The organism is Streptomyces sp. NPDC020192 (genome assembly GCF_044388685.1).
Taxonomy (GTDB): Bacteria; Actinomycetota; Actinomycetes; order Streptomycetales; family Streptomycetaceae; genus Streptomyces.
Genome location: NZ_JBIRXG010000015.1, coordinates 52336 through 74828 on the forward strand (window position 1 = coordinate 52336; position 22493 = coordinate 74828).

Consider the following 22493-nt stretch of genomic DNA (forward strand, 5'->3'; position numbering starts at 1 on the left):
GCCCGTCGTGCTGGCGGACGGCGATGTCGTCCTCCGGCCGATAAAGCTGCGCGACCAGCGGGCGTGGCGCGAGGTGAACCGGCGCAACCGGGACTGGCTGCGCCCCTGGGAGGCGACCATTCCGCCGCCCACGCCGAGCGGGCCGATCACGCACCGGCCGACCTACCGCCAGATGGTCCGGCACCTGCGGTCGGAGGCCAACGCGGGCCGGATGCTGCCGTTCGTCATCGAGTACCAGGGGCAGCTCGTCGGGCAGTTGACGGTCGCCGGCATCACCTGGGGGTCGATGTGCTCCGGGCATGTCGGGTACTGGGTGGACGAGGCCGTGGCCGGGCGCGGGGTGATGCCCACGGCCGTCGCGCTCGCGGTGGACCACTGTTTCCGCACCGTCGGGCTGCATCGCATCGAGGTCTGCATTCGCCCCGAGAACCGGCCCAGCCGCCGGGTCGTGGAGAAACTCGGATTCCGCGAGGAGGGGCTCCGGCCGCGGTATCTGCACATCGACGGCGCCTGGCGCGACCATCTGGTGTTCGCGCTCACCGCGGAAGAGGTGCCCGACGGGTTGCTCGCGCGCTGGCGGCGGGCACGCTCTCAGAACACGCCGGGGAATCCCGCCCAGACCTCGGGAAATTGAATATGTGTTCGAAATTGATCGAGTACTGACCGTCTCAGGGCATTGAATTCGCGGCTGCGGCTGTCCCCTGATCGCATCCATCGCAAAAAAAGCTGGAAATATCAGCCAGATCGTGCGACACACCGGCCCAATTGGCGGATGGCCTCACGCAAACCCCTCTACGGTGTGAGACGTGAGCAGCAGCGGCCTCATCTACGCAGTCATTGTCGGGGCCTGGGCCGCCTACTTGGTGCCGATGTGGCTCCGTAGGCAGGACGAGCTGAACGAGGCCCGTCCGACGGAACGCTTCAGTACCGCCATCCGGCTGCTGTCCGGACGGGCGGGTATGGAGCGCCGATACGCCAGGGACCTGCGGGCGCGCTCCGCCCAGGAGGGGGAGCCGGACGCCGGCGACCCGGACGCCGTCACCGACTCGGTGGACGTCCGGGCCTTCGTCATGCCTCCGACCCGCCGTCAGGTGCACGCGGACGCCGGGCCCGAGGCACCCGGGAGAACGGAGCCGGCACGCGAACACGCCGCCGTACCGGCGCACAAGTCCGCACCCGCACCCGCCCAGAAGCACGTGCCGTCCGCGCGGCAGGCGTCCTCGGCCCAGGCGGCCGCGGCGCGCGCCCAGCGCTCGAAGGCCCTCGCACGCCGTCGGCGCACCACCGTGATGCTCTTCTTCGGCTTCACGCTCGGCGCGATCGTCGCCGCCGTCGGGGGGCTCGCCTTCCTGTGGGTGCCCGCCGTACCGGCCGTGCTGCTCAGCGCGTACATCGCGTACCTGCGCTCCCAGGAGCGCCGTCGCTTCGCCTACACGATGGACCGCCGACGGGCCGAGGTCGCGGCGCAGCGGCTGCGGGAGCGGGAGCGCCAGCCGCGTCGGCGTGCGCCGCTCGACGCGGGTGGCGACGCGGACGAACCGGAGGAGGCTCCGGAGACCGGGACGGACACCGGTCTCTCCGCGCTCGCCGCGGACCGGCGCGCCCTGGTCGAGCAGACCGACCACGCCGAGTGGGTGGACCAGCAGCGTGAGCGGCAGCGGCGGCCCGGCGGGGACAGCTGGGAGCCGGTGCCGGTGCCCCTGCCGACGTATGTGACGGCGCCGGTCGCGCCGCGGGCCACGTCCGACGTGGATCTGGGGGCGCCGGACGCCTGGAGTTCGGCGCGTTCCAGCTCGGTCGCGCCGGAGCACGAGGCGGCCCAGGCGCCGCAGGCCGAGGCGGACGAGCAGGTGTCCGCGGCCGAGGACAAGCCGACGGGCGGCCGCAGCGACGCGCGCCGTGCGGCCTCCGCGCGCCGGGCGCGCGAGCGTGGACGTACGCCCCTGTTCGATCAGTACGAGGACGGCGACCGCCCGCGCGCGGCGAACGAGTGACAGCCGCCACACCCCGGGAAGCCGCCCCTGACCAGTCGGGGAACGGATTTCCAAGCACCCCGACGGGGATGCTAGAGTTTCACTCGTTGCAAGGGCCTGTGGCGCAGTCCGGTAGCGCACCTCGTTCGCATCGAGGGGGCCAGGGGTTCAAATCCCCTCAGGTCCACGCAGCATGAAGCCCCAGTCGGCAAAACCGACTGGGGCTTCAGCACGTTCACAGTCGCTTCGCGAAGCAGCGGCTCTCCTCGTGGTGGCGGTAGTAGCCGAACTTGACGCACGGCTCGTAGCCGCTGGAGGTGTACAGGGCGATGGCCTCCGGCTGCTTGGTGCCCGTCTCCAGGACCATGCGGACGCGGCCCGCGGTGCGGGCGTCCTCCTCCAGGGCCGTGAGCATGCGGCGCGCGAGACCCAGCCCGCGCATCTCCGCGATGACGAACATGCGCTTCAGCTCGGCGTCGCCGTCCTCGTTGCCCTCCTCGTTGCGGTCCTGGCTGCGCCAGCCGCCGGTGGCCACGGGGCGGTCGAACTCGTCGTACGCGATCAGATAGACGCCCTGGGGCGGGTCGAAGTCCCCCGCGTCGAGGACGGTGGCGTCGCCGTCGTCGCCGTAGCGCTCGGCGTACTCGGCCTGGACCTCGTCGTTGAGCTTGACGGCGTCGGGATGATCGAAACGTACACGGCGTATATTCATGCTGGGCATCGTACTTCTATGCGGACGGTGATCGTCGGACTGTGCGGACGGACTCCGACCAGTGTGCCGGTATCGTGCCCTGGTGCTGACTGTGACCTCGGTGAACGTGAACGGGCTGCGGGCCGCCGCCAAGAAGGGCTTCGTGGAGTGGCTCGCCCGGACTGACGCGGACGTCCTCTGTCTGCAGGAGGTGCGCGCCGAGCCGCACCAGCTGCCCGAGGAGGTCCGGGAGCCCGACGGCTGGCACGTCGTACACTCCCCGGCCGCCGCCAAGGGGCGCGCGGGCGTCTCCCTGTACACGCGGCGCGAGCCGGACCGCGTCCGGGTCGGCTTCGGCTCGGCCGAGTTCGACGGCAGCGGGCGCTACGTCGAGGCCGACCTGCCCGGCGTCACGGTCGCCTCGCTCTACCTGCCCTCCGGCGAGGTCGGCACCGAGCGGCAGGACGAGAAGACGCGCTTCATGGACGAGTTCCTCGTCCATCTCAAGGAGCTACGCGCGCGTGCCGCCGCCGACGGGCGCGAGGTCGTCGTCTGCGGCGACTGGAACATCGCCCACCAGCAGGCCGACCTCAAGAACTGGCGCGGCAACACCAAGAACTCCGGCTTCCTGCCCGAGGAACGCGAGTGGCTCGGCCGGGTGTTCGCCGCCGAGGAGGGCGGTTACGTCGACGTCGTGCGCGCCCTGCATCCGGACGCCGAGGGGCCGTACACCTGGTGGTCGTACCGGGGGCGGGCCTTCGACAACGACTCGGGGTGGCGCATCGACCACCACGTCGCGACGCCCGGCCTCGCCGGCAAGGCCGTCAAGGGGTTCGTGGAGCGCGCGGCCACGCACGCCGAGCGCTGGTCGGACCACGCCCCCGTGACCGTGGTCTACGACATCTAGTTCCGCTTGCTGATCCGCCGGTCCAGGGCCAGCGACAGTTCCGCCTCCACCACGCTGCGGGCCAGTGGGCGCAGGCGGTGGAGGTCCTCCTCGGGGGCGTGGCGCAGGATCACGTCGGCGAAGAGTTCGGCCAGGGCGTCGGCGTGTTCGCGGACGCGTTTGCCGGCCGCCAGGACCTCGCCGAGCGGGATGCCCTCGCGGACCAGTGCGGAGGAGACGTCCAGCAGACGGCGGCTGATGTGGACGATCTCGTCGCCGTCGGTGCCGAGGTAGCCCAGTTCCATGGCGGCGGCCAGGTTCTCGGGGGTGACCTCGCCCTCGAAGCGGGCGGCGAGTTCCTCGGGGGTGAGGCGGACCGGCTCCTCCTCGGTGGGGGTGCCGACGCCGAGCAGGTCGGCGACGTTGCGGCCCTGGTCGAGGGCTTCCGCGAGTTCCGCGATGCCGTTCAGGGTGTGACCGCGCTCCAGCAGGGCCGCGATGGTGCGCAGGCGTGCCAGGTGGTGGTCGTCGTACCAGGCGATACGGCCCTCGCGGCGGGGCGGCGGGATCAGCTTGCGCTCGCGGTAGAACCGCAGGGTGCGCACGGTGATGCCGGCCAGTCGCGCCAGCTCCTCCATGCGGTACTCGCGCCCGCCGTCCTTGCGTTCTGTGTCCTCTGCCACGCCCGCAGCCTATGTTGTACCGCCGGTAACTTTCCTTCCCTCACCCCCTACCGCTCGGTACGGAGCTGCTCTACAGTCCCATTGCGCCAGTGTTCACTGGCAGAGTCGAAGGCGACGCGTGGAGGCTTCGGGTGGCCGAGCACGAGCATGTACGAGTGGCGGTGATCGGGTCCGGGTTCGGCGGGCTGGGGGCCGCCGTGCGGCTGCGCCGCGAGGGGATCACCGACTTCGTCGTCCTGGAGCGGGCCGACAGCGTCGGCGGCACCTGGCGGGACAACAGCTACCCCGGGTGCGCCTGTGACGTGCCCTCCCACCTCTACTCCTTCTCCTTCGCGCCCAACCCCGACTGGCCACGCACCTTCTCCGGGCAGCGGCACATCCGCGCCTACCTGGAGCACGTCACCGACGTCTTCGGCCTGCGCCCGCACATCCGCTTCGACTCCGAGGTCAAGCTGATGAGCTGGGACGCCGAGAACCTGCGGTGGACCATCGAGACCACGCGAGGGTCGCTGACCGCCGACGTGGTCGTCTCCGCGACCGGGCCGCTGTCCGACCCGAAGATCCCCGAGATCCCGGGCCTGGCGTCCTTCCCGGGCAAGGTGTTCCACTCCGCGCGCTGGGACCACGACCACGACCTGCGCGGCAAGCGCGTCGCCGTCGTCGGTACCGGTGCCTCCGCCATCCAGATCGTGCCCGCGATCCAGCGCGAGGTCGGCCGGCTCACCCTCTTCCAGCGCACCCCGCCGTGGGTGATGCCCCGCGTGGACCGCGCCATCAGCGGGGCCGAGCGCCGACTGCACCGGCTGCTCCCCTTCACGACCCAGGTGCGGCGCGGACTGCTGTGGGGCATCCGGGAGCTGCAGGTCCAGGCGTTCACCAAGCATCCCGACGAACTCGGCCTGGTCGAGCAGCTCGCCAAACGCAACATGGCCCGCGCCGTCAAGGACCCGGCCCTGCGCGCCAAGCTCACCCCCGACTACCGCATCGGCTGCAAGCGGATCCTGCTGTCCAGCACGTACTACCCGGCGCTGGCCAGGCCGAACGTGGACGTCGTCGCCAGCGGGCTGAGCGAGATCCGCGGCTCGACGCTCGTCGCGGCCGACGGCACCGAGGCCGAGGCCGACGTGATCGTCTTCGGTACGGGCTTCCACGTCACGGACATGCCGATCGCCGAGCGGGTGGTCGGCGCGGAGGGCGTCACGCTCGCCGAGTCCTGGAAGAACGGCATGCGGGCGCTGCGCGGCGCCGCCGCGGCCGGGTTCCCGAACTTCATGACGGTCATCGGGCCCAACACCGGCCTCGGGAACTCCTCCATGATCCTCATGATCGAGTCCCAGCTGAACTACATGGCCGACTATCTGCGGCAACTGGACGTCCTCGGCGGCCGTACGGCCCTCGATGCCCGGCCTGCGGCCGTCGAGGACTGGAATCACAAGGTCCAGGAGCGCATGAAACGGACCGTGTGGAACACCGGCGGCTGCACCAGCTGGTACCTCGACGCCGGCGGCCGCAACACCACCGTGTGGCCCGGTACGACGACCGAGTTCCGCAGCGCGACCCGGCGGGTGGACCTGGCGGAGTACGAGGTCCTCCGGAAGACCGACGGCAAGCCGGCCGGTGCGGCCGTGCGGAAGACGGTGGCCGCCGCGCCGCAGAGCGAGGGCGCCGCATGAGCCGGCCCGCCCCCGCCCCCGTCGCCGGCGGACGCTACGCCCCGCCCGCTCCCTCCCGGGAACTCACCGTCGTCTCCGCCGACGGCGCACGGCTGCACGTCGAGGTGCACGGGCCCGAGAACGCGCCCCCCGTCGTCCTCTCCCACGGCTGGACCTGCTCGACCGCCTTCTGGGCGGCGCAGATACGGGACCTGGCGGCCGACCACCGAGTGATCGCGTACGACCAGAGGGGGCACGGGCGCAGTCCCGCGAGCTCCGCGTGCACCACCCACGCGCTGGCGGACGATCTCGAAGCGGTGCTCGCGGAGACGCTCGCGCCCGGTGAGAAGGCGCTGATCGTCGGCCACTCCATGGGTGGCATGACCGTCATGGCCGCGGCCACGCGCCCCCGCTTCCGGGAACACGCCGCCGCCGTCCTGCTGTGCAGCACGGGCAGTTCGCGGCTGGTCGCTCAGGCGCGGGTGGTGCCGATGCGCGCCGGGCGGGTGCGTACGTGGCTCACCGGGCGCATTCTCGGTTCGCGCGCCCCGCTCGGGCCAGTCACGCCGGTCGCGAGGAGCATCCTCAAGTACGCCACCATGGGCGCCGGTTCCGCCCCGCACATGGTGGAGGCGGCCGCGCGGATCGTGCACGCCTGTCCGCGCGCCGTACGCCACGCGTGGGCCGGTGTGCTCGCGGCGCTCGATCTCGACCACGGCGTACGGGAGTTGCACGCGCCCACCGAGGTGGTGCACGGCGCCTCCGACCGGCTCACGCCCCCTGTGCACGCCCGCGCACTGGTCGCCGCGCTGCCGCGGTGCGTCGGTCTCACCGAGCTGACCGGCGTCGGGCACATGTCCCCCATCGAGGCCCCCGACCTGGTGATCGCCAGGATCCGGGAGCTCGTCACCACGTACGTCACGGCGCAGATCAAGGAGGGCGCATGAGCAGGGTCAGCCTCGAAGGGCAGGTCGCGGTCGTCACCGGAGCGGCGCGCGGCGTCGGTGAGCTGCTGGCGCGCAAGCTCTCGGCGCGCGGCGCGAAGGTCGCGCTGGTCGGGCTGGAGGAGGAGGCGCTCAAGGAGGTCTCCGGGCGGCTGCACAGCGACAGCGCGTACTGGTACGCCGACGTCACCGACCACGAGGCGATGAGCCGGGTCGCGCGGGAGGTGAAGGAGCGGTTCGGGAAGGTGGACATCGTGGTCGCCAACGCCGGTGTGGCGGCGGGCGGTCCGTTCATCGACTCCGATCCGCAGGCGTGGCGGCGGGTGATCGAGGTGAACCTGATCGGTTCGGCGGTGACCGCGCGGGCGTTCCTGCCGGTGCTGGTCGAGAGCCGGGGCTATCTGCTGCAGATCGCCTCGCTCGCCGCGATCACCCCCGCGCCGATGATGACGGCGTACTGCGCCTCCAAGTCGGGCGTGGAGGCGTACGCGCACAGTCTGCGCGCCGAGGTCGGCTACCAGGGCGTGCGTGTCGGCGTGGGCTACCTGTCGTGGACCGACACCGACATGGTGCGCGGCGCCGACCAGGACGACGTGATGCGGGAGTTGCGGCAGCGGCTGCCGTGGCCGTCGAACAAGACGTACCCGCTGGGCCCCGCCGTGGACCGGATCGTGGCCGGGATCGAGCGCCGCTCGGCGCACGTGTACGGGCAGTGGTGGCTGCGCGGGATGCAGGGCGTGCGCGGATATCTGCCGGCGCTCATCGGGACTGTCGGGCAGCGCGAGATGCGGCGGTTCGCGCCCCGCTTGCAGGGGATGGGCTCGGGGCTCGTGGGCGCGGGCGGGGCGGCCGACGAGGCGGCGCAGGCTACGCACCGTAACTGATCCACATGCGCTCCGTGGTCCCCCGTGTGAATCTGGTCGAGGCCCCACCGTGGGGCCTCCGATTCACCTCTCACTCACCACAGGAGTGAACCCACATGGGTATGAAGGACCAGACGCAGGGCAAGTCCCAGCAGGCCAAGGGCAAGCTCGACCAGGCTCGTGAGCAGGCCGGACAGCGCGGCAAGCAGCAGCAGCGTGGCCGCCAGGGCCAGCAGCCGCAGGGCGAGCGGGGTCGCCAGCCGCACGAGAACCTGCGCGACGCGGAGGACACGGAGCGCGAGATGGAGGACCGGTTCGACCGGGACTACGACGCGTAACCGCTGCACTCGGCTTTGACCGATCGGCGTGGGGCGCCCTTCCTTGTGGAGGGCGCCCTGCGCCTGTTGTCGGGGTGGATGCGGTGTGTTTTCGATACGTGCCCCTAACTGCCGGCCCTCGGCGGCAGCTTCGGGCGGGTCCGGTTCGGGGCGTCGCTGTAGTCCGGGGGAATGGCGGCCGGAGTGGACTCCAGGAGTTCCAGGGCCAGTTGGATGGCGTCGTCCATCTGGGCGTGGCGGCCCTCGGCCCAGTCCAGGGGGGTGCGCATGATCTCCAGGTCGGGGGCGACGCCGTGGTTCTCCACGGACCAGCCGTAGGCGTCGAACCAGGCCGCGTTCATCGGGACCGTGATGACCGTGCCGTCGCCGAGGCGATGGCGGCCGGTCATGCCGACCACGCCGCCCCAGGTGCGGGTGCCGATCACCGGGCCGAGCTGCAGCAGCTTGAAGGCGGCCGTGATCATGTCGCCGTCCGAGGAGGTCGCCTCGTCCGCCAGCGCCACCACCGGGCCTCTCGGCGCGTTCGAGGTGTACGACACCGGTTGCGCGTCCCTCGTCAGGTCCCAGCCCAGGATCGTCCGGGTCAGCTTCTCGATGACGAGTTCGCTGATGTGCCCGCCCGCGTTGCCGCGCACGTCCACGATCAGCGCGGGCCGGGACACCTCCATGCGCAGGTCGCGGTTGAACTGGGCCCAGCCGGAGCCGCCCATGTCGGGGATGTGCAGATAGCCGCACTTGCCGCCGCTCAGCTCCCGTACCACCTCGCGGCGTTTGGCGACCCAGTGCTGGTAGCGCAGCGGCCGGTCGTCGACGAGCGGGACGACTGCGATCCGCCGGGGCCGGTCCGTCGCGCCCTCCGCCGGGGTGAACGTCAGCTCCACGGTCGTACCCCCGGAGCCGGCGAGGAGCGGATACGGCCCGGCCACCGGGTCCACCGGGCGGCCGTCGACGTGGGTCAGCACGGCGCCCTCGCGGATGCCCGTGCCGGCCAGCGGTGAGCGGGCCCGGGAGTCGGAGGAGTCGCCGGGCAGGATGCGCCGGACGGCCCAGCCGCCGTCGCGGCGGACGAAGTCGGCGCCGAGGAGGCCCTGTGCGCGCTGGTAGTGCGGCGGACCCTCGTTGCGGCGCGCGGCGGTGACGTACGCGTGCGAGGTGCCCAGTTCGCCGAGGACCTCCCGCAGGAGATCCGCGAACTCGTCGGGGGAGGCGACCCGTTCCACCAGCGGGCGGTACTGGTCGAGCACCGCGTTCCAGTCGATGCCGCACATGCCCGGGTCCCAGAAGTAGCCGCGGATGAGGCGCCCCGCCTCCTCGTAGGCCTGGCGCCACTCGGCGGGCGGGTCGACCTCGTGCAGGATGCGACGCAGATCGATCCACACGGTCGTGTCGCCGTCGCCCATCTCCGTGGAGGGCACCGCCCGCAGCTCGCCCTCGTCCACGACGACCAGCCGGGTGCCGTCACCGCTCACCGCGAACCAGTCCAGATGGTCGACCAGTTCGGACTTCTTCGCCTTGGTGATGTTGAAGTACTCCAGAGTGGGACGACCGCTGATGTCGGCCGGGTTGACGAAGGTCTCGCCGAGCGCGCCGGAGATCGGCCAGCGCAGCCAGACCAGCCCGCCGCCCGCGACGGGGGACAGCGCGGAGTACTTGGAGGCGATCACCGGGAACGGCGTGACCCGGCTCGCCAGGCCCTCCACCTCCACGGTGACCGTGCCCGCCTCGCCCGTCTCCTCCTCCTCGACGGGGTCGAGCCCGCCGGCGGCCGGGCGGCCCTCGGGGTTCAGGGCGAAGGGGGAGGGGGTCGCCGAGTTCAGCGGGACGAGGTACGGGCGGCAGCCGAGCGGGAAGGAGAGGTCGCCGGTGTGGACGTCGTACACCGGGTCGAAGCCGCGCCAGGAGAGGAAGGCGAGGTAGCGGCCGTCGCGGGTGAAGACGGGGTTCTCGTCCTCGAAGCGGCCGTTGGTGACGTCCACGATCAGCCGGTCCTTGATGCGGGCCAGCTTGATCTGGCGCAAGGAGCGGCCGATGCCCGGGTGGGACCAGGTGAGCCAGGAGCCGTCGGGGGAGAAGGCGAGGTCGCGGACGGGGCCGTTGATGGAGCGGATCAGCTCGGTGACCCGGCCGGCAGCCGTACCTTCCTCGACTCCCTGAGCGGCAGCCTCCGTGACCTCCCCGCCTTCCCCCTCGCCCGTGTCGATCAGCAACAGCCGCCCGTCATGTGAGGCGACCGCCAGCCGCTCGCCCTCCGGGTCGGAGACCATCTCCAGGACCCGCCCCAGGACGCCGGACGCCGGCCGGCGCGGTGCGCGGTCGCCGGTCGCGCGGGGCAGCTGGGCGATCTCGACGGCGTCCTCGCCCTCCGCGTCGGTGACGTACGCGACCTGCCCGGTCGTGCCCAGCATCTCCGGCAGCCGTACCCGGACGCCGGGCGTGTCGGCGATCGTACGGGCCGGGCCGTCGCGGTGGGTGAGCCAGTACAGGCTGCCGCGTACGACGACGGCGCTGGCCCGGCCCGTCTCGTCCACGGAGATGCCGTCGACGTTCTGCGCGGCCGGCACCTGGTAGCGGCGGCGCCCGGTGGCCGGTCCGGCGAGCCGGATGTCGAGCTTGTGCGGCACGGCGTCCGGGGAGAGGTCGTCCACGAGCCACAGGTCGCCCGCGCACTGGTAGACGACCCGGGTGCCGTCGCTGGAGGCGTGCCGGGCGTAGAAGGCGTCGTGGTCGGTGTGCCGGCGCAGGTCGGCGCCGTCGTACGCGCAGGAGTAGAGGTTGCCGACGCCCTCGTGGTCGGAGAGGAAGGCGACGCGCCCGGCGACGAACATGGGGGAGGCCAGATGACCGCCGATGTCCGGCACGAGCTGCTGTCCGTGCAGCCAGAGGCGGCCCATGGCGCCGCCGCGGTAGCGCTTCCAGGAGGCCGGTTCGTGCGGCGGGGTGCCGGTGAGCAGGAGGGTCTTGTGCCCGCCGTCGACGTCGGCGACCTGGATGTCGGTGACCGGGCCCCAGGGCAGGCGGGCGCCGGGGTCGCCGTCGGTGGGGACCTTGTAGGCCCAGGTGAAGTAGGAGAAGGGCTGCCCGTGCGAGGCCACGGCCAGGATGTGCCCGTCCGGGTCCCAGCCGCAGACCTGCGTGTCGGAGCTGCCCCAGTACGTCAGCTGCCGTGTGGGACCGCCGTCCACGCCGACGAGGTGGATCTCGGGGTCGAGGCTGCGCCAGCTCGTGTACGCGATGTGGCGGCCGTCGGGCGAGAAGCGTGGGTGGCCGGTCTTGGTGCGGTCCGCCGTGAGGCGCCAGGCGCGGCCCGGGGCGTCGAGGGGGGCCAGCCAGAGGTCGTCCTCGGCGACGAAGCACAGCAGGTCGCCGCTGAGATGGGGAAGGCGCAGATAGCTCACCTCCCTATGCTTTTCCGGGCAAACGGCACCAGCAACTTGGGTACACGTGAGCGACGCCCGCTTATGGGAAACCGACAACCGTGACCCAACCCACGTACGAAACGGTTTCGTTTCGCATGCACTCAGGGTATCTTCATGGTGTACGAAGCAGGAGGCTGTCGGAGCGGGAAGGTGATGGCATGACCGAGACCGCGTCAAGGGGCGCGGCGTCAGCCGCTCCAGTGGAGCCGGTGCTCGCACCGGGGCGTCGCAGTCGGATCACGCCTGAGCGCGAGGCCGAGTTGTACGAGGCCGTGCTCGATCTGCTCCGGGAAGTCGGCTACGACGCCCTCACCATGGACGCCGTGGCCGCGCGCACCAAGTCCAGCAAGGCGACGCTCTACCGCCAGTGGGGCGGCAAGGCCGAGCTGGTCGCGAAGGCGGTGCGGCACAACAAGCCGGGCGGCCTCGGCCTCGGCGAGATCGACACCGGGTCGCTCAAGGGCGACCTGCACGCACTCACCCTGCGCTCGGACGACTGCGAGATGGAGCAGAACTCCGCCCTGATGCGGGGTCTGGCCATGGCGGTGCACAGCAACCCGGACCTCCTGCGGGCGTTCCGGGACCATCTGATCGAGCCGGAGATGGCGTTGTTCCGCCGCGTGGTGCAGCGGGCCGTCGACCGGGGTGAGGTCCAGGCGGACAACCCGGCGATCGAGTTCATGATGCACATGATGCTCGGAGGGTTCGCCGCCCGCACCATGATCGACGAACTGCCGCCGACGCAGGCCTTCCTCATGTCGTACATCGACGCCGTGGTCCTCCCCGCCCTCGGCGTTCCCACCGACTGACCTCTCTCCCCAGCAAGCCCACCATCTGACGTCACCGCTCACGTCGTCGGGCTGACCACCCCTGCCCTGATCAACCCCACGACCTGACCGGGAGTACGCCTCCGTGGCCACATTCCTGTACAAACTGGGCCGTCTCGCCTTCCGGCGACGGCACTTCATCGCCCTCATATGGGTGGCGCTGCTGACCCTCGCCGGGGTCGGCGCCGCCTCCGCGCCCGCCGCCGGCAGCACCTCCTTCTCGATCCCCGGCACCGAGGCGCAGAAGGCCTTCGACCTGCTGGAACAGCGCTTCCCCGGGATGAGCGCCGACGGCGCCACCGCGCGCGTGGTCTTCAAGGCGCCGGCCGGCGAGAAGATGACCGACAAGGACAACAAGTCGGCCGTCGAGAAGACCGTCAAGGAGCTGAAGAGCGGCTCCGAGGTCGTCTCCGTCGCCGACCCCTACGCCGGGCACGCCGTCAGCAAGAACGGCTCGATCGCCTACGCCTCGGTGAAGTACAAGGTCTCCGGCATGGCGCTGAAGGACTCCTCCAAGGACGCCCTGAAGGAGGCCGCACAGCACGCACGTGACACCGGGCTGACCGTCGAGATCGGCGGTGACGCGCTGACCACGACCCCGGAGACCGGGTCCAGCGAGATCATCGGCATCGTGATCGCCGCCGTCGTCCTCGTCATCACCTTCGGCTCGCTGCTCGCGGCCGGATTCCCGCTGCTCACCGCGCTCATCGGCGTCGGCATCGGCGTCTCCACGATCAGCGCGCTCGCCAGCACCCTGGACCTGGGCTCCACGACCTCGACCCTGGCGTCGATGATCGGCCTGGCCGTCGGCATCGACTACGCCCTCTTCATCGTCTCCCGCTACCGCGCCGAACTGGCCGAGGGCCGCGAGCGCGAGGAGGCGGCCGGACGCGCCGTCGGCACGGCGGGCTCGGCGGTGGTCTTCGCGGGCCTGACCGTCGTCATCGCCCTGGTCGGTCTGTCGGTCGTCAACATCCCGATGCTGACCAAGATGGGCGTCGCGGCGGCGGGCACGGTCGCCATCGCCGTCCTGATCGCGCTGACGTTGATCCCGGCGCTGCTCGGCTACGCGGGCCGCAGGGTCAAGCCGGCCGGTGAGAAGAGCAAGCTGCTCGGCGGCGGCCGCAAGCCCAAGAACCCCGGAAAGCCCAACATGGGCACCCGCTGGGCGAGCTTCGTCGTACGGCGCCCGGTGGCGGTCCTGCTGCTCGGCGTGATCGGCCTCGGCGCGGCGGCGGTCCCGGCCGCCTCCCTCCAGCTCGGCCTCCCGGACGACGGCGCCCAGCCGACCTCCACCACCCAGCGCCGCGCCTACGACCTGCTCTCCGAGGGCTTCGGACCGGGCTTCAACGGCCCGCTGATGATCGTCGTCGACGCCAAGGGCAGCCACGACCCGAAGGCGGCCTTCACCAAGGTCGGCGACGAGATCAAGGGCCTGAAGGACGTCGTCACGGTCACCCCGGCCGTGGCCAACAAGGCCGGTGACACCGCGACCATCACGGTCGTACCGGACTCCAAGCCCTCCGCCAAGACCACCGAGGACCTGGTCCACGCCATCCGCGACAAGGGCGCGGACATCGGGCAGCGGACCGACTCCAAGGTCCTGGTCACCGGCTCCACCGCGATGAACATCGACTTCTCGCAGAAGCTGAACGACGCGCTGCTGCCGTACCTGGCCCTGGTCGTGGGCCTGGCCTTCCTCCTCCTGATCGTGGTCTTCCGCTCGATCCTCGTCCCGCTGAAGGCGGCCCTCGGCTTCCTGCTCAGCGTGACGGCGGCCCTGGGCGCCGTGGTCGCGGTCTTCCAGTGGGGCTGGCTGTCCGGCCTGTTCAACGTCGAGGAGACCGGCCCCATCATGTCGATGATGCCGATCTTCATGGTGGGCGTCGTCTTCGGCCTCGCGATGGACTACGAGGTCTTCCTCGTGACCCGGATGCGGGAGGCGTACGTCCACGGCGAGAAGCCGACCCAGGCCGTGGTGACCGGCTTCCGCTACGGGGCGCGGGTCGTGACCGCCGCGGCCGTCATCATGATGGCCGTCTTCTCCGGCTTCATCGGCTCCAGCGAGTCCATGATCAAGATGATCGGCTTCGGCCTCGCGATCGCCGTCTTCTTCGACGCGTTCATCGTCCGCATGGCGATCGTCCCGGCGGTGCTCGCCCTGCTCGGCAAGCGGGCCTGGTGGCTGCCCAGGTGGCTCGACCGCGCGCTGCCGAACGTCGACGTCGAGGGCGAGGGCCTGCGCACCCACTCCTCGGCGGACGGCAAGGACGCCGACCCGGACGAGGAGAAGGAGCTGGTACGCGCGTGACGTACCGCTTCTAGTCCAGAAGGACGACGAAGGCCGGCCGGTGAGGGATCCGTGGGGACGGGGCACCCTCACCGGCTTCTTTCCGTGCCCGTGAAAACCCCGTGAGCGTGGCCGGAGCGATGCCGTAGCGTGCCCGGCATGACGACGACCGCCACTGACACCGGAGAGTCCGGGGCCCAGCCCAGGTTCGCCGAAGCGATGCGTGTGCTCGGGCTGGACGACGTCCTCACGCGGACCCGGCGGTTCCCGGAGGCCACCCGGACCGCGGCCGAGGCCGCCGCCGCGATCGGGTGCGAGCTGAGCCAGATCTGCAAGTCGCTGGTCTTCGCCGCCGACGGGGTGCCGGTGCTCGTCCTGATGGACGGCGCCTCGCGCGTGGACGTGGAGCGGGTGCGCGAGGAACTGGGCGCGGGCAAGGTCACCCGGGCCGACGCCGGGGTCGTACGCGAGACCACCGGGTACGCCATCGGCGGGGTCCCGCCCTTCGGGCACCGCACGCGTACGCGTGTCCTCGCCGACCGCTCGCTGCTCGCCCACGACGTGGTGTGGGCGGCGGCCGGAACGCCGTACACCGTCTTCCCGATCGAGCCGAAGGCGCTCGTGGCCCATGCCGGTGCCGCCGTGGTGGACGTGCGCGAACAGCCCGCGTGACCCCGCTCGGGTACATCGCCTGGCTCATGGCCGTCCAGGGCGTTGTCATCCCGGGCTACATGTACGCACGCGCGCGTGCCAACACGGTACGCGCATCTACCGTCTGGCTGACGTCAGTTGGCGGCGAGGGTCTCAGTGATCCGAGTCAGGGTGGCCGGGGTGGTGGTGGACAGGTTGGTGAACAGGTTGGCCGTGACCGAACCTCCTGCGGAAACGGTCCACAGGTCGGGTACGCCGTCGCTGTTGGCGTCGGCTGCCTGCAGGGTCAGTGCGGCGCCGGTGTTCCACCCGGTGGCGACCGGATAGGCGGTGTAGGTGAGGTTGCCGGTGTTGGGGTCGGCGGCCAGGTTCTTCCACAGGTCGAGTTCGCCGGTGGACTTCTTCCACAGGAACATCGCGGTGCTGCTTCCGCCGCCCGTGGTGGGCAGCTGCATGGTGGCGACAGTCCAGTTGTTCCAGTCCGCGGTGCCGTCGGGTGTGCTGACGTTGAGCGCGACGGGGAACTGGTAGGAGCCGGCGATGGAGCTGCTCGGGTAGAGGTTCAGGGCGTAGCCGTTGGCGCTGTCACCGGAGATGCCGATGAGGTCGGGGAACCCGGTGTTGCCGCCAGAGGTGTTTCCGGCGTTGGAGAGCTGGACGGGGTTGTCACCGTTGATGTCCTGGAACGCACCTGCCGGGACGTTGACGGTGGTCCCACTGACCGGGTTGAGCGGCGAGCCGTCTCCGGTGCCCTTGGTGATCACGCCGCCGCCCGCGTCGTTGCCGCCGGGGTAGTAGACCAGCACGTCCTGTTCGGTGCCGCCGGTGAAGCGTCCCGTGAGGACCGCCGCGCCGTCGAAGTCCGAAGGCGAGCCGTTGAGGCCGCTGCCGTTGACGCCGATGTCCGTCGGCGAGGTGCTGACGTGCCCGTCACCTGTGCCGGATGCCAGCCACAGCCCCGACGGGAGCCCGTTCTGGGCGCCGACGGTGACCAGGTCGGGCACGTTGTCGCCGGTCAGGTCGCCGTCTGCCTGATTGGTCGACGGCGCTGCCGAGTTGAAGGTGATGGTCGCCGTACCGCCGAAGTTGCCTCCCACGGACAGGCTGGTGACCGACAGGGTGTTGGTGCGGCTGGTCGGGGTGACCGTGACGGTGGCGTTGCCGGACGCGTCAGCAGTCACATGGGCGGGGGCACCCCCGTTGAGCTGGTATTGGTAGCCGCTCGGTACGGTCCCGCCACCGGGCGCGGTGACGGCGATGCTCAACGGCTGTCCGACGGTGGACGCCCCCGGTTGGGCGATCACGGGCGTACCGGGGCGCGTCGGGTCGAACGAGAAGTGGCAGATGGTCGACCAGTCGCCGGTGCGGTGGAAGTCGGTGGCCCGGACTTTCCAGTCGAACTCGGTGATGGAACCTCCTGCCGCCGACGCCAGGGTGGCCTTCGGGATGACGTAGACGGCGGTGTCGCCGGATTGCATGGTCAGCTTCGCCGGGTCCGATTCGGCGATCGCGTCGCCGGATTCGCTGCCGTGCGGCGACAGACGGAAATCGGCGCCCAGGGTGCCGCCGTCGGGGTCCGAGACCTTCGCGTACAGGGTGACGCCGCCGTCGCCCACGAGGGTGTCGCCTTGGCATGAGGTGGCCGGGGAGGTGCTCAAGTCGGTCGGAGCCGCTGGCGGATTGTCCTGCGTCGCGGCGAACGCCGCGGTCGGCTGGACGATCCCCGCCGCCGCTATCAGCAAGCCGAGCGCTGCCGTTGCTGTGACGGCACGTCCGGGGCGGGGTCTGTTCGAGGAGGACGAGTCCACGAGGTCGTCGCCTTTCCGAGGGGGCCGGATGGCCCCGAGTGGAGTCAAGTTACGGTATGGATCAAGGAGGTTCGCAGGGGCCCCGGCGGACTCCGCCCTGGTCATGTCGGCAGCCCGCGGCCGGTCTGCCGGTGGTGGGGGACCGGGTTGATGATGCACGCCGGGTAGACGGGTGGTAGCCCGGTAGGGGGGACCACTGGGCAGCCACCGGACGACAGGGAGCCGTCAATGACCGACAAGCCGACCGTCAGTGTTCTGGGCACCGGCATCATGGGGGCCGCGATGGCCCGGAACCTGTGCCGCGCCGGGCTGGACGTCCGCGCGTGGAACCGTACGCGCGAGAAGGCCGAGCCGCTCGCCGCCGACGGCGCACGGATCGCCGGCACACCCGCCGAGGCCGTCGAGGGCGCCGACGTCGTCCTGACGATGCTGTACGACGGCAACACCGTCCTGGACGTCATGCGCGAGGCCGCGCCGGCACTGCGGCCCGGCACGGTGTGGGCGCAGTGCACCACCGCCGGGATCGAGCTGGTCACCGGCCTGGCCGCCTTCGCCGGCGAGCACGGACTGGTCTTCTACGACGCACCCGTCCTGGGTACCAAGGAGCCCGCCGAGGCGGGGCAGCTGACCGTGCTGGCCGCCGGTCCGGAGGAGGGGCGGCGGACGGTCGCGCCCGTCTTCGACGCGGTCGGCGCGAAGACCGTGTGGACCGGGTCCGACGGCGGCGCGGGCAGCGCCAGCCGGCTGAAGCTGGTCGCCAACAGCTGGGTGCTCGCGGCCACCGCGGCGGCCGGTGAGGTCCTCGCCCTCTCCCGGGCCCTCGACGTGGATCCGCAGGGCTTCTTCGACCTCATCGAGGGCGGTCCGCTCGACATGGGATACCTGCGGGCCAAGTCCGCGCTGGTGCTCGACGGCAGGCTGACCCCGCCGTCGTTCGCGGTGGCCACCGCGGAGAAGGACGCCCGGCTCATCGTCCAGGCCGGTGAGCGGGGCGGGGTACGGCTCGACGTCGCCGCCGCGGCCGCGGAACGGTTCGCCCGCGCCGCCGCCCAGGGCCACGCGGACGAGGACATGGCCGCCGCGTACTTCGCCAGCTTCGAGGAGAAGGGCGAGTAGGGCGGGCGGTCGCCTCAGGTGTCGACATGACGGCCGCCGTGCCGGGGCGCACCCTGGAAGCAGCGGTTTTCGGAGGTGGTCGTCATGATGCACGCCGCTGTCGGATGGCATGTCGAGTTGGAGTTCCTGGAGGACGATGAGCACACGCGCGCGGTGGCTCTGCTGCGCTTGGCCGACGGCTCGGAAGTACGGGCGCACGGGCACGCCACCCGGCACCACGTCGACGCCAACCAGCCCCGGGTCGGCGAGGAGATAGCCGGCGCACGCGCCCTCAACGAACTGGCCATGGAACTGCTGTCCAAGGCCCACACGGAGATCGACGCGGAGTCCGGGCGGACCTCGCATCCGATCAACGTGTGACACCGGGCGCGCGGCGCGAGCTTCGGGCGTGAAGGCGTGGGTGTGCGCCTATGCGAGCGCCGTGCGCAGCGCCCGTACCAGTGCCTGTGCCCTCGGGTCCGCCGTCACGCTCTTCCTGAAGCCGTTGGTGACGTAGCCGAAGGAGACGCCGGTCTCCGGGTCGGCGAAGGCGAGGGCGCCGCCGCGGCCCGGGTGGCCGAAGGAACCGGGGGAGAGGAGCGGGGACGCGCTGCCGTGGAGCATGTAGCCGAGGCCGAACCGGGTGCCGACCACCAGGACCCGGTCCGGTCCGGCCGACTGCTCGGCGCGGGCCAGCTCCGTCGTCTGCGGGGTGAACAGACGCGTCCCGCCGTCCACGTCGCCGATGAGCGACGCGTAGAAGCGGGCCAGCCCGTCGGCGGTGGCGATGCCGTTGGAGGCGGGCAGGGCGGCCGCGCGGTAGGCGGGGTCGTTCTCGTCGGGCAGCGGGGTGATCGCGGCGAACGCGCGCCGGGTCAGGGAGTCCGGATCGGCGTATGCCTCGGCCACCGCGCGCTTGGGGCGTGTCCTGAGCGCGCCGACGGCCTCGGGCGGCTCGACCGGTCCGACGCGGCCCACGCGCGCGTGCTCCGACTCCGGCAGGCCGAGCCAGAGATCCGCGCCGACGGGTGCGGCGATCTCGTCCGCGATCCACGCGCCGACCGGGCGGCCGGTGATCCGCCGGATCAGTTCGCCGGTGAGCCAGCTGTAGGTCTGGGCGTGGTAGCCGTGGTCCGTGCCCGGCTCCCACACCGGCGCCTGCGCGGCGACCGCCGCGGCGCCCAGGTCGGGGTCGGCGGCCTCGGCGGGGGTCAGCGGGCGGTCCAGCACGGGTGTGCCCGCACGGTGGGCGAGCAGGTGCCGGACGAGGGTGTGCTCCTTGCCCGCCGCCTTGTACTCGGGCCAGTACGTGCCGACCGGGGCGTCCAGGTCCAGCTCGCCGCGCTGGTGCAGGAGCAGCAGCGCGGCGGCGGCGACGCCCTTGGTGGCGGAGCGCACGATCTGCGCGGTCCCGCGTTCCCAGGGGGTCTCGTCGGCCGTGCCGAGCGCGTCATCGACGTTCTTCGCGCCGGCCCACAGGTCGACGACCCTGTGCCCGTCGCGGTACACGGCGACCGCCGCTCCGCGTTCCCCGAGCAGTGCGAAGTTCGCGGCGAACGCCTCCCTGACCGGCTCGAAGCCCTCGGCCACAGTGCCGTTCACGTCCACGCCCACGTCCGCCGTCCTTTCCCGCACTGTCCATCGCCTGCGACAGTGCGTGCAACGCCGACTGTGCGCCTGCGATTCCTCGGTGGGATCAGCCCAGCAGAATCGTTACGTCGATGTTGCCGCGCGTGGCGTTGGAGTACGGGCAGACCTCGTGGGCCGCGTCCACCAGCTTGGTCGCCAGGTCGGCGTCCAGGACCGGCAGGGAGACGCTGAGGGCGACCGCGAGGCCGTAGCCGCGCTGCTTGTTCGGGCCGATGCCGACCTTCGCGGCCACCGTGGAGCCGGTCAGGTCGTAGCCCGCGCGGTTGCCGACCAGGATCAGCGCGTTGTGGAAGCAGGAGCTGTAACCGGCCGCGAACAACTGCTCCGGGTTGGTGCCGTTGCCGTCGCCGCCCAGCTGCGGGGGCATCGCGACCTTCAGCGCGAGCTGGCCGTCCTGGCTGGTGACATAGCCGTCCCGGCCGCCGTGGGCGGTGGCCTCGGCGACGTACATGATCTTCGTCGGACGGGTGTCGACGGCGGAGTCCTCGGTCATGGCCGGCCTTCCACAGAACAAGTGGCGCACAAATACATCGTGCACAAGGTACCGGCCGGTAGGTCAGCGAATGCGGTCAGGGTGTGCAACCGCGGGTAACGCGAGTTCAGGACGCCCGGTGCCGGTCGGCCGCCGTGTCCGCGCGCTCGGTGAGCTTCCACAACTCGGTGCGCAACCGCGCCACCTCGTCGGCGCTGAGCCCCGTCGTGGTGAGCAGCGCGCCGGGTACGCGTGTCGCGCGCTCCCTGAGTTCCTCCGCGCGCCCGGTGCATGCGACGAGCACCGAGCGCTCGTCGCCCGCCGCGCGCTCCCTGCGCACCAGACCCGCCGCCTCCAGCCGCTTCAGCAACGGCGAGACGGTCCCGTAGTCCAGGCGCAGGGCGCGCGCCAGTTCCTTCACGCTGGTCTCGCCGTGCTCCCAGAGGACCAGCAGCACGAGGTACTGGGGGTAGGTGAGCCCGAGGTCATCCAGAAGTGGACGATACGCGGCCGTCACGGCGCGCTGTGCGGCGTACAGCGCGAAGCACAGCTGGTCGTCCAGCAGCGGTGACCCGGCGGACCCTTCGTCGTCACGGTCGTCTTGAGGCGTCACACGCCCCATTCTCACGGACGCCCTCACCACCGGGAGCGCACACCCCAAGCACGCACGTCCACCGCGAGCGCCCCGGCACGCCCCGCGCCCCGCGCAAACGCCCCCCCAACCCTCAGGCCCGCCCCGGCGCGCTCGTCCCCGACCCCGCCTCCGCCCGCGGATCGAACCCGAACGGCAGCTCCAGTCGGTGTGCCCGCATCAGTTTCTCGTCGGAGAGGAGGCCTGCGGTCGGGCCGTCGGCCGCGATGACGCCGTCGCTGAGGATCAGGGAGCGGGGGCACAGCTCCAGGGCGTAGGGGAGGTCGTGGGTGACCATGAGGACCGTGACGTCCAGGGAGCGCAGGATGTCGGCGAGTTCGCGGCGGGAGGCCGGGTCGAGGTTGGAGGAGGGCTCGTCCAGGACGAGGATCTCCGGTTCCATCGCGAGCACGGTGGCCACCGCGACCCGGCGGCGCTGGCCGAAGGACAGATGGTGCGGCGGCCGGTCGGCGAAGTCCCGCATGCCGACGCGCTCCAGGGCGTGCCGTACCCGTTCCTCCAGGGCCGCGCCCTTGAGGCCGGCGGCGGCCGGGCCGAAGGCCACGTCCTCGCGCACGGTCGGCATGAAGAGCTGGTCGTCCGGGTCCTGGAAGACGATGCCGACCTTCTGCCGTACGGCGGCCATGTGCTGCTTGCCGATCGGCAGTCCGGCCACGGTGACCGTGCCCGTGCCGCCGCTCAGGATGCCGTTGAGGTGCAGTACCAGGGTGGTCTTGCCGGCGCCGTTCGGGCCGAGCAGCGCGACCTGTTCACCGTGCGCGATGCTGAAGTCGACGCCGAACAGGGCCTGGTGGCCGTCGGGGTAGGCGAAGGCCAGTCCGGCCACTTCCAACGAGGGTGTCACAGGATCCATCCCAACAGGCAGACGACGAGGGCGGAGCAGGGGAGCGTGAGGGCGTACCGCCACTGCGCGCCGGACGCGGTGACCTCGTCGATGACGGGCATCGCCCCCGCGTACCCGCGGCTCACCATGGCCAGGTGCACGCGCTCCCCGCGCTCGTAGGAGCGGATGAACAGCGCGCCGGCGGACTTGGCGAGCACGCCCCAGTGGCGCACGCCCCTCGCCTCGAAGCCGCGCGACTCACGCGCGATCCGCATCCGGCGCATCTCGTCCGTGATGACGTCCCCGTAGCGGATCATGAAGGACGCGATCTGGACCAGCAGCGGCGGGAGCTTCAACCGCTGCAGGCCCAGCAGCAGTTCGCGCAGCTCGGTGCCGGCGGCCAGCAGCACGGAGGCGGCGACGCCGAGCGTGCCCTTGGCGAGCACGTTCCAGGCGCCCCAGAGCCCGCTCACGCTGAGCGAGAGGCCCAGCACATGCACGCGTTCGCCCTCCGCCACGAACGGCATGAGCACAGCGAACGCCACGAACGGCACCTCGAGCAGGAGCCGTTCGAGCAGGAAACCGGCGGGCACGCGCGCGAGGTGCGCGACGTACGCGAGCAGGACGGCGTACAGCGCGAACGCCCACATCGCCGTGCACGGGGTGGACACCACGACCAGCACGAACAGGAAGGCGGCAGTGAGCTTGGTGTGCGGCGGCAGGGCGTGCACGGGGGAGTGCGCGTGCCGGTAGAGCCGGTGGGTGTGTCCCGCGCCCAC

General features: G+C 71.4%; 21 protein-coding genes and 1 tRNA gene. 13 read left to right on the top strand and 9 right to left on the bottom strand.

All coding sequences use genetic code 11. The features are described from left to right. The first annotated feature begins 7 nt into the window (after positions 1–7). The 3 genes from ACH47Z_RS27170 (at position 8) to ACH47Z_RS27180 (ending at position 2160) form a co-directional block, all read left to right on the top strand. Entirely contained in the window at positions 8–634 is a 627-nt protein-coding gene (locus tag ACH47Z_RS27170; protein ID WP_399078043.1) for a GNAT family N-acetyltransferase, read from the top strand. Positions 635–806: 172 nt separating this feature from the next. Further along, on the top strand, positions 807–1994 hold the full coding sequence (glpR, locus tag ACH47Z_RS27175) for a gephyrin-like molybdotransferase receptor GlpR (RefSeq protein ID WP_399078045.1): 1188 nt from the start codon (positions 807–809) through the stop codon (positions 1992–1994). A gap of 92 nt (positions 1995–2086) precedes the next feature. Beyond that, positions 2087–2160 (top strand) — tRNA-Ala (locus ACH47Z_RS27180). A 48-nt stretch (positions 2161–2208) separates the two neighbouring features. Here the strand turns inward: ACH47Z_RS27180 and ACH47Z_RS27185 are convergent. Further along, on the bottom strand, positions 2209–2685 hold the full coding sequence (locus tag ACH47Z_RS27185) for a GNAT family N-acetyltransferase (protein ID WP_399078047.1): 477 nt from the start codon (positions 2683–2685) through the stop codon (positions 2209–2211). Positions 2686–2767: 82 nt separating this feature from the next. Between ACH47Z_RS27185 and ACH47Z_RS27190 the strand changes: the two genes are divergently transcribed. Beyond that, positions 2768–3571, top strand: a complete 804-nt coding sequence (locus ACH47Z_RS27190) for an exodeoxyribonuclease III (RefSeq protein WP_399078049.1) — start codon at positions 2768–2770, stop codon at positions 3569–3571. Here ACH47Z_RS27190 and ACH47Z_RS27195 read toward each other — a convergent pair. After that, the gene (locus ACH47Z_RS27195; protein WP_399078368.1) at positions 3568–4188 is read right to left on the bottom strand and encodes a MerR family transcriptional regulator; all 621 of its coding nucleotides are present in this window, start codon (positions 4186–4188) and stop codon (positions 3568–3570) included. The genes ACH47Z_RS27190 and ACH47Z_RS27195 overlap by 4 nt on opposite strands. 176 nt (positions 4189–4364) lie before the next feature. Between ACH47Z_RS27195 and ACH47Z_RS27200 the strand changes: the two genes are divergently transcribed. The 4 genes from ACH47Z_RS27200 to ACH47Z_RS27215 all read left to right on the top strand — a co-directional run bounded on the left by ACH47Z_RS27200 (position 4365) and on the right by ACH47Z_RS27215 (position 8030). Next, positions 4365–5906 (top strand): flavin-containing monooxygenase, encoded by a 1542-nt coding sequence (locus ACH47Z_RS27200; protein WP_399078051.1) that lies wholly within the window; start codon positions 4365–4367, stop codon positions 5904–5906. Then, positions 5903–6832 carry an alpha/beta fold hydrolase gene (locus ACH47Z_RS27205; protein WP_399078053.1) on the top strand — a complete coding sequence of 310 codons (930 nt, stop codon included), beginning with the start codon at positions 5903–5905 and terminating at the stop codon, positions 6830–6832. Before ACH47Z_RS27200 ends, ACH47Z_RS27205 begins: the two co-directional genes overlap by 4 nt. Beyond that, positions 6829–7713, top strand: coding sequence for an SDR family oxidoreductase (locus ACH47Z_RS27210; RefSeq protein WP_399078055.1), 885 nt, complete (start codon positions 6829–6831; stop codon positions 7711–7713). Before ACH47Z_RS27205 ends, ACH47Z_RS27210 begins: the two co-directional genes overlap by 4 nt. 95 nt (positions 7714–7808) lie before the next feature. Next, positions 7809–8030: a hypothetical protein gene (locus ACH47Z_RS27215; RefSeq protein WP_399078057.1), complete on the top strand. Its 222-nt coding sequence runs from the start codon at positions 7809–7811 to the stop codon at positions 8028–8030. 104 nt (positions 8031–8134) lie between these two features. Here ACH47Z_RS27215 and ACH47Z_RS27220 read toward each other — a convergent pair whose 3' ends face one another. Next, on the bottom strand, positions 8135–11425 hold the full coding sequence (locus ACH47Z_RS27220) for a S41 family peptidase (RefSeq protein ID WP_399078059.1): 3291 nt from the start codon (positions 11423–11425) through the stop codon (positions 8135–8137). A 179-nt stretch (positions 11426–11604) separates the two neighbouring features. On the opposite strand from ACH47Z_RS27220, the gene ACH47Z_RS27225 reads away from it, so the two are divergent. From ACH47Z_RS27225 to ACH47Z_RS27235, 3 genes are all read left to right on the top strand, one after another. Continuing rightward, positions 11605–12255: a TetR/AcrR family transcriptional regulator gene (locus tag ACH47Z_RS27225; RefSeq protein WP_399078061.1), complete on the top strand. Its 651-nt coding sequence runs from the start codon at positions 11605–11607 to the stop codon at positions 12253–12255. A 103-nt stretch (positions 12256–12358) separates the two neighbouring features. Then, entirely contained in the window at positions 12359–14584 is a 2226-nt protein-coding gene (locus ACH47Z_RS27230; RefSeq protein WP_399078063.1) for an MMPL family transporter, read from the top strand. A gap of 138 nt (positions 14585–14722) precedes the next feature. After that, entirely contained in the window at positions 14723–15235 is a 513-nt protein-coding gene (locus ACH47Z_RS27235) for a YbaK/EbsC family protein (RefSeq protein WP_399078065.1), read from the top strand. Between the two features lie 113 nt (positions 15236–15348). On the opposite strand, the gene ACH47Z_RS27240 is transcribed toward ACH47Z_RS27235, so the two are convergent. Beyond that, positions 15349–16830, bottom strand: a complete 1482-nt coding sequence (locus ACH47Z_RS27240; protein ID WP_399078067.1) for a hypothetical protein — start codon at positions 16828–16830, stop codon at positions 15349–15351. Positions 16831–17250: 420 nt separating this feature from the next. Here ACH47Z_RS27240 and ACH47Z_RS27245 point away from each other — a divergent pair, with 420 nt between their 5' ends. Beyond that, positions 17251–18138: an NAD(P)-dependent oxidoreductase gene (locus ACH47Z_RS27245; protein ID WP_399078069.1), complete on the top strand. Its 888-nt coding sequence runs from the start codon at positions 17251–17253 to the stop codon at positions 18136–18138. 84 nt (positions 18139–18222) lie between these two features. Beyond that, complete coding sequence (locus ACH47Z_RS27250; RefSeq protein WP_399078071.1) at positions 18223–18498, top strand: DUF1876 domain-containing protein; 276 nt, start codon at positions 18223–18225, stop codon at positions 18496–18498. 48 nt (positions 18499–18546) lie between these two features. On the opposite strand, the gene ACH47Z_RS27255 is transcribed toward ACH47Z_RS27250, so the two are convergent. From ACH47Z_RS27255 to cbiQ, 5 genes are all read right to left on the bottom strand, one after another. Continuing rightward, positions 18547–19725 carry a serine hydrolase domain-containing protein gene (locus tag ACH47Z_RS27255; protein ID WP_399078370.1) on the bottom strand — a complete coding sequence of 393 codons (1179 nt, stop codon included), beginning with the start codon at positions 19723–19725 and terminating at the stop codon, positions 18547–18549. Between the two features lie 88 nt (positions 19726–19813). Continuing rightward, positions 19814–20260: an organic hydroperoxide resistance protein gene (locus tag ACH47Z_RS27260; RefSeq protein WP_399078073.1), complete on the bottom strand. Its 447-nt coding sequence runs from the start codon at positions 20258–20260 to the stop codon at positions 19814–19816. A gap of 106 nt (positions 20261–20366) precedes the next feature. Beyond that, positions 20367–20861, bottom strand: a complete 495-nt coding sequence (locus tag ACH47Z_RS27265) for a MarR family winged helix-turn-helix transcriptional regulator (RefSeq protein ID WP_399078372.1) — start codon at positions 20859–20861, stop codon at positions 20367–20369. 103 nt (positions 20862–20964) lie between these two features. Continuing rightward, complete coding sequence (locus ACH47Z_RS27270) at positions 20965–21744, bottom strand: energy-coupling factor ABC transporter ATP-binding protein (protein ID WP_399078076.1); 780 nt, start codon at positions 21742–21744, stop codon at positions 20965–20967. Next, positions 21732–22493 carry a cobalt ECF transporter T component CbiQ gene (gene cbiQ / locus ACH47Z_RS27275; protein ID WP_399078078.1) on the bottom strand — a complete coding sequence of 254 codons (762 nt, stop codon included), beginning with the start codon at positions 22491–22493 and terminating at the stop codon, positions 21732–21734. The genes ACH47Z_RS27270 and cbiQ overlap by 13 nt, the downstream gene beginning before the upstream one ends.

Excerpts from the sequence above, each read along its gene's own strand:
- ACH47Z_RS27185 (WP_399078047.1), bottom strand. The coding sequence starts at position 2,685 with ATGAATATACGCCGTGTACGTTTCGATCATCCCGACGCCGTCAAGCTC.
- ACH47Z_RS27195 (WP_399078368.1), bottom strand. The coding sequence starts at position 4,188 with ATGGAGGAGCTGGCGCGACTGGCCGGCATCACCGTGCGCACCCTGCGG.
- ACH47Z_RS27205 (WP_399078053.1), top strand. The coding sequence starts at position 5,903 with ATGAGCCGGCCCGCCCCCGCCCCCGTCGCCGGCGGACGCTACGCCCCG.
- ACH47Z_RS27210 (WP_399078055.1), top strand. The coding sequence starts at position 6,829 with ATGAGCAGGGTCAGCCTCGAAGGGCAGGTCGCGGTCGTCACCGGAGCG.
- ACH47Z_RS27215 (WP_399078057.1), top strand. The coding sequence starts at position 7,809 with ATGGGTATGAAGGACCAGACGCAGGGCAAGTCCCAGCAGGCCAAGGGC.
- ACH47Z_RS27225 (WP_399078061.1), top strand. The coding sequence starts at position 11,605 with ATGACCGAGACCGCGTCAAGGGGCGCGGCGTCAGCCGCTCCAGTGGAG.
- ACH47Z_RS27235 (WP_399078065.1), top strand. The coding sequence starts at position 14,723 with ATGACGACGACCGCCACTGACACCGGAGAGTCCGGGGCCCAGCCCAGG.
- ACH47Z_RS27245 (WP_399078069.1), top strand. The coding sequence starts at position 17,251 with ATGACCGACAAGCCGACCGTCAGTGTTCTGGGCACCGGCATCATGGGG.
- ACH47Z_RS27250 (WP_399078071.1), top strand. The coding sequence starts at position 18,223 with ATGATGCACGCCGCTGTCGGATGGCATGTCGAGTTGGAGTTCCTGGAG.
- ACH47Z_RS27260 (WP_399078073.1), bottom strand. The coding sequence starts at position 20,260 with ATGACCGAGGACTCCGCCGTCGACACCCGTCCGACGAAGATCATGTAC.
- ACH47Z_RS27265 (WP_399078372.1), bottom strand. The coding sequence starts at position 20,861 with ATGGGGCGTGTGACGCCTCAAGACGACCGTGACGACGAAGGGTCCGCC.
- ACH47Z_RS27270 (WP_399078076.1), bottom strand. The coding sequence starts at position 21,744 with ATGGATCCTGTGACACCCTCGTTGGAAGTGGCCGGACTGGCCTTCGCC.